Source organism: Methylobacterium sp. WL6 (genome assembly GCF_008040095.1).
GTDB lineage: Bacteria > Pseudomonadota > Alphaproteobacteria > Rhizobiales > Beijerinckiaceae > Methylobacterium.
Genome location: NZ_VRVH01000313.1, coordinates 1 through 5,013, shown reverse-complemented (window position 1 = coordinate 5,013; position 5,013 = coordinate 1). Strand labels below are relative to the sequence as shown.

General features: G+C 71.9%; 6 protein-coding genes. 3 read left to right on the top strand and 3 right to left on the bottom strand.

Going from position 1 to position 5,013, the window contains the following annotated elements:
- Positions 1–376 (bottom strand): MarR family transcriptional regulator (locus tag FV230_RS24375; protein ID WP_147844233.1); only part of this gene is annotated, 376 nt, incomplete at its 3' end.
- 250 nt (positions 377–626) lie between these two features.
- Here FV230_RS24375 and FV230_RS24370 point away from each other — a divergent pair.
- The 3 genes from FV230_RS24370 (at position 627) to FV230_RS24360 (ending at position 2,353) form a co-directional block, all read left to right on the top strand.
- The gene (locus tag FV230_RS24370) at positions 627–1,514 is read left to right on the top strand and encodes a branched-chain amino acid aminotransferase (RefSeq protein WP_147728600.1); all 888 of its coding nucleotides are present in this window, start codon (positions 627–629) and stop codon (positions 1,512–1,514) included.
- A 110-nt stretch (positions 1,515–1,624) separates the two neighbouring features.
- Complete coding sequence (locus FV230_RS24365) at positions 1,625–1,921, top strand: DUF3072 domain-containing protein (protein ID WP_147728601.1); 297 nt, start codon at positions 1,625–1,627, stop codon at positions 1,919–1,921.
- Positions 1,922–2,143: 222 nt separating this feature from the next.
- Complete coding sequence (locus FV230_RS24360) at positions 2,144–2,353, top strand: Flp family type IVb pilin (RefSeq protein WP_147728602.1); 210 nt, start codon at positions 2,144–2,146, stop codon at positions 2,351–2,353.
- Between the two features lie 6 nt (positions 2,354–2,359).
- Here the strand turns inward: FV230_RS24360 and FV230_RS24355 are convergent, their stop codons facing one another.
- Both FV230_RS24355 and FV230_RS24350 read right to left on the bottom strand, forming a co-directional pair.
- A complete protein-coding gene (locus tag FV230_RS24355) occupies positions 2,360–3,154 on the bottom strand; it encodes a DUF937 domain-containing protein (RefSeq protein ID WP_147844235.1) in 795 nt (264 codons plus the stop codon).
- 201 nt (positions 3,155–3,355) lie between these two features.
- Positions 3,356–4,702, bottom strand: coding sequence for an MATE family efflux transporter (locus tag FV230_RS24350; protein ID WP_147844234.1), 1,347 nt, complete (start codon positions 4,700–4,702; stop codon positions 3,356–3,358).
- Positions 4,703–5,013 lie beyond the last annotated feature (311 nt).

Genomic DNA, 5,013 nt, shown 5'->3' with positions numbered 1-5,013 from the left:
CCTGCACGCGGGTGAGGTCGGCGGCCAGCGCCGCGCCGCTCGGCGTGCAGGTGAGCAGGCGCTGGCGCCGGTCCTGGGTGCCGGGCCGCTGGGCGATGTAGCCCTGGCCGATCAGGTCCTTCAGCACCCGGTTGAGGCTCTGCTTGGTGATGCGCAGGATGTCGAGCAATTCGGCGATGGTCAGGCCGGGATAGCGGTCGACGAAGTGCAGCACCCGGTGGTGCGCCCGGCCGAAGCCGTACTCGGCCAGGATCCGGTCCGGATCGCCGACGAAGTCGCGATAGGCGAAGAACAGGAGCTCGATCAGGTCGTCGCTGCTGCAGGCGGCGGCCGGCTCGGCGGCGTCCTTGCGTTCGCGGAGGGCGGGAGATGTCACGTGCGGCCCGGGTCCGGTTGCGGCGCGAAGGGCGGGAGAGGAGACGAACGTCGGCGCGAAGGACGTCGGAGCGGAGAGGATGGGAAGGAGGAGCGTGCGCGCGATATACGTCAGTGTCGTTGACATATTCCAGGCCGGTTGGTACCCGTCAACCCCGCCGGCGCCGCCCGCATGCGCGCCCATCGACATCGTCCCCGCCGAAGGGCCCGCAGGTTGCGCGGGCCGCGACGATTTCCAGGAAGACGTTCCCATGTCCGTGATCCCGTTCGACGAGCGCGAGGGCACCATCTGGTTCGACGGCGCCATGGTGCCGTGGCGGGACGCCAAGATCCACGTGCTGAGCCACGGGCTGCATTACGGCTCGTCGGTGTTCGAGGGCGAGCGCGCCTATGGCGGGGTGATCTTCAAGAGCCTCGCCCATGCCGAGCGCCTGCGCCGCTCCGCCGAGCTGCTCGACTTCGCGGTGCCGTATTCGGCCGCCGAGATCGTCGCGGCCAAGGAGGCCGTGCTCAAGGTCAGCGGCCTGCAGGACGCGTATCTCCGCCCGGTCGCCTGGCGCGGCTCGGAGATGATGGGCGTCTCGGCCCAGGGCAACACCATCCACCTGGCGATCGCCGCCTGGGAATGGCCGAGCTACTTCGACGCCGCCACCAAGATGAAGGGCATCCGCCTCGACATCGCCGAGTATCGCCGGCCCGATCCCCGCACCGCCCCCTGCGCCTCGAAGGCGGCGGGCCTGTACATGATCTGCACGATCTCCAAGCACCGGGCCGAGAACAAGGGCTATGCCGACGCGCTGATGCTCGACTTCGAGGACAACGTCGCCGAGTGCACCGGCGCCAACGTGTTCTTCATCCGCGACGGGGCGATCCACACCCCCACCGCCGACCGCTTCCTCAACGGCATCACCCGGCAGACGGTGATCGAGCTGGCCCGCCGCCGCGGCCTCGCGGTCACCGAGCGCCGCATCCGCCCCGAGGAGATGGCCGACTTCTCGGAATGCTTCATCACCGGCTCGGCCGCCGAGGTCACCCCGGTCTCCGAGATCGGGCCCTACCGGTTCGCGCCGGGCGCGATCACCCGCACGCTGATGGACGACTACCTCGCCGAGGTGCAGCCGCAGGCGCGCGCAGCCTGAAGGTCCGCGCGGCCTGAGGCGTCTTATCCCCCGCCGGTTCCGGCCGGCGGGGAACCTCGGGGATGCGGGCCGCGTTCTGACGGAACATTCCATGAACGCGTGAGTGCCCGATGACCAAGGCCGCTGCCAAGACCACGGCGAAGTCCGATTCGAAGTCCGACGCCAAGTCCGACACGAAGTCCGCTTCGAACGAGAACCCGAAGACCGACCCGAAGGACGTGTCGAACCAGATCAAGGATCCCGACCAGTGGACCACGGGCGGCGAGCCGATGACCGGTGCGCAGGCCTCCTATCTCAAGACCCTGTCGGAGGAGACCAAGGAGCCCGAGGCGTTCGATCCCGACATCGACAAGGCCGAGGCCTCCAAGCGCATCGACGCCCTGCGCAAGGAAGCCGGCCACGGCTGAGCGGAGCGAAGGCGCCCGCGCGGGCCCGCTCCTGACGGGTCGCCCGAGCGCCCATCCCCTTTCGCCGCAAGCGGGGGAGGGGACCCGCAAAACGGCCGGTCGCACGGATCCTGCTTCGGCGGATGCCGCGACCGTCGCCCGTCGCCGATCGAGTTAAAACATCCTCAAGGTCGCGCGGGTAGGGTCGCCGTGTGCCGGTTCGGCCGAGGAAGGCGATCATCGATGTCGAGGACGGCCGTCGAACTGTCGAAAGGGGCCGGAGCCGTGCCGCCGAAGCGCCGCTTCGCCGCCGACGCGCGCGGCGCGACGAGCATCGAGTACGCCCTGATCTCGGGGCTGGTCTTCCTGGCCATCGTCGGCAGCCTGCGCCTCTACGCGTCCAAGGTCAGCACCGTCTACCAGACCATCGGAAACGCGGTCAGCCAGAACTGACCAACCTCAGCGCGTCCCCGGCCGGCCCTTGCGCGACCGATGCGACGCGTCCGGCTCCGAGGCGGGGTCGGCGTTCGGCGTCGTGCCCGAGGGCTTGGCCGCGGCCGCCTTGGCCGGGTCGGCCTCGGCCCAGAACGCCTCGAACAGGCCCTGCATCGCCTTGACGTTCTGTTCCTGAACTTCGGCGCCGGTCTTCAGCATCTGCTGGAACATGCCGCCGGCGGCATCGGGTTCCGGCTTCGGCGCGGGCTTCGAGACCTGGGGCTTCGAGACCGGGGGCCTGGCGGCCTGCTTCTGCGCCTCCGGCGTGGCCTGCGCCGGGACGAACGCCTTCATCATCTCGGCCCAGCCCGGCGCGACCGCGAACGGCGAGGGCGCCGGGGCGGGCGCCGCCTTGGCCTCCGGAGCCTGCTGGTTCAGCAGCATGTGGACGATGCTCGCGACCACCGCGCCGGCCATCATCGGCAGCATCTGGCGCAGCACCTGCGAGCCGACGCCGCTGGCCGAGGAGGCCTGCTGCAGGATCGCCTGGGTGAGGGCCGGCGAGCCGAACATCTGCCCAAGCATGGTCTCGGCCGGGCTGGGTGCCGGGCTCGCGGCGGGGCGGGCGCCGGCCAGCCCGAACATCTGCGACAGGCCGGTCGGGTCAGGGACGGCGCTGCGCTGCAGCCCGAGCGCGAAGGCCGGCATCAGGGCCTCCATCGCCCGGCGCGTCTGCTCGGGGGTGAGGCCGAACTGCTGGGCCACACTCTGCATCCCGGCGCCGTTCTGGGCCTGAAGCATGTCGAGCGGGTTGAACATCACGCGGCCTTGGTCTGTTCGCCGCGCGGAAAACCGCATCGCGGGCCGCGCGTTCCAAGTCTAGACCCTTATCGACGCCGCTGGCCAGTTGCCGGCCAACGTTCGGGCGCGTCCCGGCGCGATCGGTGCCGCGCATCCACCGGGGATCGCGTCGCGGCCGGGATGCCGGGGATGTCGCGCCAGCCGACGCGGCGCGGCGCGCTACACCAGCGCGCCGCCATGGGCCGGGCCGGCGGCGACGCTCGCCTCGGGATCGGGCGCGCGCGCCGGCACCACGACGTCGCGCTCGAGCAGCGTGACCGTGCGGGCGGCCATCAGGATGCCGGCCAGCCCGAAGGCGAGCGAGCCGATGCCGACGCCGGCGAGAACCCCGCGCGGCCCGTACAGGGCGGCACCCGCGAGCGCCGGCGGCATCGTGCCCAGCGTCGCCCGGCCCCAGTTGAGCAGGGTCGAGCGGAACGGGAAGCCGAGGTTGTTGAACGTGGCGTTGGCCAGGAACAGCAGGCCGTTGAAGAACCACACCCCGCCGCTGACGAGGCAGAAGAAGCCGAACAGGTCGGCGGCGACCCCGTCGAGCGCGAACAGCCGCATCAGCGGGCCGCGGGCGAGCACCAGGGCGGCCCACACCACCGCCACGTAGAGGAAGGTCACGAGCGCGCCGTCGCGGAGCACGCCGCGCATCCGGTCGAAGCGGCGGGCGCCCCAGTTCTGGCCGAGGATCGGGCCGATCGAGCCCGACAGGGCGAACAGCCCGCCGAAGGCCACCGGGGTGAGCCGGTCGATCACCACGTTGGCCGCCACCGCCACCGCGCCGTAGCGGGCCAGCACGTGGGCGAGGAAGGCGCTCGCCACAGACGGCGCGAGGTTGGTGAGCACCGCCGGCAGCGCAATCCGGAACACCAGCGGCGCGTCGGCGACCGTCGCCGCGAGGCTCGCGGGCGCCAGCATCCGGTGCTGGCGCACCCCGTGCCAGCCGATCAGCGCGAAGGTGGCGCGCGCCACGCAGGTGGTGATCGCCGCCCCGTCGACCCCGAGCCCGGCCCCGAAGATCAGCAGCGGATCGAGCCCCACCGTCACCAACGCGCCGCCGAGCGTCACGAACATCGCCTGGCGCGCGGCGCCGACCGAGCGCAGCAGCCCGGAGAACATCATCCCCGGGCCCATCAGCACGTTCGAGGGCAGGGCGATCCAGAGGAAGCGCTCGGCCACGGTCAGCGTCTCGCCCTCCGCGCCGATCGCCCGCAGCAGCGGGTCGGACAGCGGCAGCAGCAGCGCCACGAGGAGGGCGGAGGCGGCGAGCCCGAGCAGCGTCGACGAGGTCGCGATCCGCCGCGCGCCGTCCCGGTCGCCGGCGCCGATCGCGCGGCTGACCAGGGCGCCGGCGGCGATCATTAGGCCGATGTTGATGGCGATGGCGAAGAACTGGACGATCGCGGCGAAGCCGACCGCGGCGGTGAGGTCGGTGTCGCCGAGCTTCGACACGTAGAGCAGCGACAGCAGGTCGACGACGAACACCGCCATCAGGCCGATCGAGCCGGTGGCGCTCATCACCACCACGTGGCGCAGGATCGAGCCGGTGACGAAGCGGCCGGCATCGGGTGGCACGGTCTTCCCTCCCCCCGGAGCGGGGGAGGGAAGGTCTCGCGTCGGCGAGGGCCGTGAGAGGGGAGCGCCGTCTCCGGACGACGCGCTCCGCTCTCTCCCCCTGCTGCGGGGGAGACCCTTCCCCGCTTCAGGGGGAGGGGGAAGGGCGGCGTCCGCCTCACCGCTCACCGCTCTGGACCTCCATCGCCGGCGTGCGGATCGCGCGCGCGGCCTGGGCGTCCGCCTCCGCCTGCGCCGCCGCCTCGGCCTCGCGC

Bases quoted from the DNA above. Each gene is read 5' to 3' on its own strand.
- FV230_RS24370 (WP_147728600.1), top strand. From the start codon at position 627: ATGTCCGTGATCCCGTTCGACGAGCGCGAGGGCACCATCTGGTTCGAC.
- FV230_RS24365 (WP_147728601.1), top strand. From the start codon at position 1,625: ATGACCAAGGCCGCTGCCAAGACCACGGCGAAGTCCGATTCGAAGTCC.
- FV230_RS24360 (WP_147728602.1), top strand. From the start codon at position 2,144: ATGTCGAGGACGGCCGTCGAACTGTCGAAAGGGGCCGGAGCCGTGCCG.
- FV230_RS24355 (WP_147844235.1), bottom strand. From the start codon at position 3,154: ATGTTCAACCCGCTCGACATGCTTCAGGCCCAGAACGGCGCCGGGATG.
- FV230_RS24350 (WP_147844234.1), bottom strand. From the start codon at position 4,702: ATGAGCGCCACCGGCTCGATCGGCCTGATGGCGGTGTTCGTCGTCGAC.